Source organism: Klebsiella sp. 18074 (genome assembly GCF_902705905.1).
GTDB classification, from domain to species: Bacteria; Pseudomonadota; Gammaproteobacteria; order Enterobacterales; family Enterobacteriaceae; genus Klebsiella; species Klebsiella terrigena.
In genome coordinates, this window is sequence record NZ_CACSIS010000072.1 from 1 (window position 1) to 3,349 (window position 3,349).

Annotated in this window: 2 protein-coding genes, 1 tRNA gene and 2 pseudogenes; 2 read left to right on the forward strand and 3 right to left on the reverse strand. The window is 54.4% G+C overall.

The annotated features are described in order from the left end of the window. Positions 1-71: 71 nt before the first annotated feature. Positions 72-650, reverse strand: a complete 579-nt coding sequence (locus GVK32_RS28435; protein WP_159867378.1) for a bifunctional 2-polyprenyl-6-hydroxyphenol methylase/3-demethylubiquinol 3-O-methyltransferase UbiG — start codon at positions 648-650, stop codon at positions 72-74. Continuing rightward, complete coding sequence (locus GVK32_RS28440; protein WP_159867376.1) at positions 650-1,663, reverse strand: HNH endonuclease; 1,014 nt, start codon at positions 1,661-1,663, stop codon at positions 650-652. Before GVK32_RS28440 ends, GVK32_RS28435 begins: the two co-directional genes overlap by 1 nt. 281 nt (positions 1,664-1,944) lie before the next feature. Between GVK32_RS28440 and GVK32_RS28445 the strand changes: the two genes are divergently transcribed. Both GVK32_RS28445 and GVK32_RS28450 read left to right on the forward strand, forming a co-directional pair. Beyond that, positions 1,945-2,029, forward strand: a tRNA-Leu gene (locus GVK32_RS28445). Positions 2,030-2,228: 199 nt separating this feature from the next. After that, positions 2,229-3,221, forward strand: a pseudogene (locus GVK32_RS28450) (tyrosine-type recombinase/integrase); the annotation flags it as partial. A 17-nt stretch (positions 3,222-3,238) separates the two neighbouring features. Here GVK32_RS28450 and GVK32_RS28455 read toward each other — a convergent pair. Next, positions 3,239-3,349, reverse strand: a pseudogene (locus GVK32_RS28455) (integrase); the annotation flags it as partial.

Sequence of the window (3,349 nt, forward strand, 5' to 3'; positions counted from 1 at the left end):
GCGCGTGGGTGGGGCGAGAAACGAAGAGCGGCGAGAGTTCCCCTCGGTGGCGAGGGGAACGGAGCCCAGGTTCAGGCCTTCAGCAGCAGCGCATTCAGCCAGGTTTCGCTGCGGTCCGGGCGCTTATCCAGGGTTTGCCACATCCGCGTGATGTCGATATCCGCCAGAGCGGCGACCAGCGCCGTGAGGCCCGCTTCATCGAGGTCGGTAAAGCGTCGCCCCTCTTTTTCGCGCTCGCCGGTCCCATATTTAAACGAAACGTACCAGACGCCGCCGGGTTTAAGCGCCGTCGCCAGCCGCTGCATCACGCCGGGCAGCTCATCGCCAGGCACGTGCAGCAGCGATGCGCAGCACCAGATGCCGTCATACCGCGCGCTTTCGCTGATACTTTGAAAGGTCGCCTGACGCACGGCCAGACCGCTGTGTTGCGCTGCCCGCTCGACCATGGCCGGTGAGGCGTCAAACGCCTCGACCCGGTAGCCCATATCGGCAAAGGCTTTTGCATCGCGTCCGGAGCCGCATCCCGCATCGAGGATCAGCCCGTTCGGTTCAATTGCCCCGATAAAAGGCGCGTACAGAGAGGTCATATCGACAGCGACGGTTGAAGCCACAAAGCTGTCAGCGTTCTGCTGGTAGTAGTTGATGGTCATCAGAAGATATCCGGCCCGGCGGCCTGGGGCTCCCATTCATGAAGCAGGGTAATACGCGCGGTATTCCAGGCGTTGTTTAAAAAATCATGCCGGCGCGCCGGCGTGCTGCCGGTCTGACGGATGAGCGTTTCGCGCAGCGGCAGGTGGCTGGTAATAAAATATTCGTTCCTGTCGCGCAACCGGTAGAGTAATTTTTGCGACGGCACCCGCATAAACTTGCCCCGTTCGCCGCGGTTGCAGCTCCGGCAGGCGAGGACCAGATTCCAGACGCCGTTGATATTGCCCACCTCATGACGGGCGCTCCACGGGATAAAGTGGTCGACATCGGTCAGGTTCTCGTCGCCGCTATCGAGGCTAACCGGCGCGTAGCAGTAGAAGCATCGTCCTTTTTGGTAGCCGTTGAGGCTGTCGCGACAGCTGGAGATGGCTACCCGACGGGCGCTGCTGGCGCTGAACAGCTGCTGTTCGGCCGCATCGTACTCGATGGCGATCAGGCTGCGGGAGACGTTCATCGCCCACGCCTGCTCGACCAGCCGCCAGCGGGCCTCGGTTTCATGGATCAGGTTCGGGTACTGCTGGCGCTCGGTCAGTCGGTAAAAGCTGTCGGTCAGGCGGATGCCCTTGTGCGTTTTGCGCTCGTCGATAAAAAAGCGCGTATCGATTTCGCCCTGATTGACGTTATGAAACTTATCCAGCACCACGCTAAAGCCGAGCTTCACCGTGGCGGCGGTGAGCCGATCCTGGCTTATCTCCTGGCGATTGAAGCGGCTGCAAGCGCTGAGAAACTGGCTTTTTGGCGACGTGATCTGTTTGGGGGCGTGCTCAAGATGGCGACACAGATGCTGGCTGAAGGGCAGCGCCAGGTCCTCGAGCAGGATCAGGTCGCTGCCGTCGCGGCGGACGTCGTACAGGGCGTGGGCCAGCGCGAACTTGTAGGAGGCGACGTTCTTGCCAAACAGAATAATGCCGCGCCAGTAGTTCTCCAGCGTGGGTTCGATCTGATAGAAACGCATAGCGGGCACCCTGTTATTGGGAAAGTATCGGCGTTATTACGCGAATCAATAACAGGATCTGATAACAAAAGGCTGGAAATGTAAACCGCCCTGAAGCGTTTGCAGTTTTTTGCGAGCAGGTTCGGAGATAAGTGCCTGAGAGAGCAGGGGAGCGCGCGGGTTAGCGCGGAAAAAGGCGGGTTACGCTGTTTTTTTCGACACTTAGCGTAGCCGGCATACGCTGTTGCTTGCATGGCAGCCAACGACAGGTATAATCCACAACGTTTCCGTATCCCTTCTGTGCCGGAGTGGCGAAATCGGTAGACGCAGTTGATTCAAAATCAACCGTAGAAATACGTGCCGGTTCGAGTCCGGCCTTCGGCACCAACAGTATGTAAATAGACCTCAAGTGAGGTCTTTTTTTATGCCTAAAATCCAGTCCCCGCAAGGCGTTGCCCCGCTTTTCAGTCAACCGACGTCAATCTGAGTTACCCCACATCAACATGCTTGTGAGTATAGAACCGAGTATATATGCTGGTTCGATAATGCTTATATACTCACGGCAGCATATGGAAGGAATACCATCATGGCCCTGACTGATACCAAGGTGCGTTCGGCAAAACCTGAAGCAAAGGAATACTCGCTAGTAGACGGCGATGGCATGTTTTTGTTGATACACCCTAACGGCTCCAAATACTGGCGCTTTCGTTTCCGCTTTGGCGGTAAACAACATCTGATGGCTTTTGGTGTTTACCCAGAGACATCTCTTGCTGATGCCAGACATAAAAGAGAAGCTGCCAGAAAACTGGTTGCGGCAGGTATTGACCCTCGCGAACAAAAACGTGCAGTAAAAGAAGAGTTGGCTAAAGAAGTCTTCACCTTCGAAGTGGTTGCCAGAGAATGGCATGCGACTAATAAGAAGTGGTCAAAAGATCATAGCTCCCGAGTTTTGAAAACCTTGGAAGACTTTCTTTTCCCCTCTATCGGTAAATGCAATATTACCGAACTTAAAACCCGCGATTTGCTGGCACCCATCAAAGTGGTAGAGAAATCAGGGCGTCTTGAAGTGGCTTCACGCCTACAACAGCGCACCACAGCAATCATGCGCTACGCCGTACAAAGCGGTTTGACCGATTATAATCCCGCGCAGGAAATGGCAGGAGCTGTCGCTACAGCAAAAAGGCAACATCGTCCCGCTTTAGAACTTAGCCGGACTCCTGAGCTCCTTCATCGTATTGACACATACACCGGTAGACCGCTCACTCGTTTAGCTATAGAAATAACGTTGCTTACCTTTATCCGTTCCAGCGAACTGCGTTTCGCCCGTTGGTCAGAGATCGACTTCGAGACAGCAATGTGGACGATACCGGCAGATCGCGAACCATTGGAAGGGGTTAAGCATTCTCACCGTGGATCTAAGATGCGAATGCCGCACCTGGTACCGTTATCTCGTCAGGCCCTTGCAGTCCTTGAGAAAATAAAACGACTAAATGGTAATCGCGATTTAATTTTCGTTGGCGATCATGACCCGCGTAAACCAATGAGTGAAAATACGGTAAACAATGCACTCCGGGTGATGGTGTAAGTATCCCAGCTTTAGTTCCAAACACTTTTTGAGATTTCCGGTTTCTCAGCCATCAGCCGATATTCTTCCGGCGTCAGGTTATTCAGGGATTCATGAGGCCGCTCACTATTGTATTCATTTAG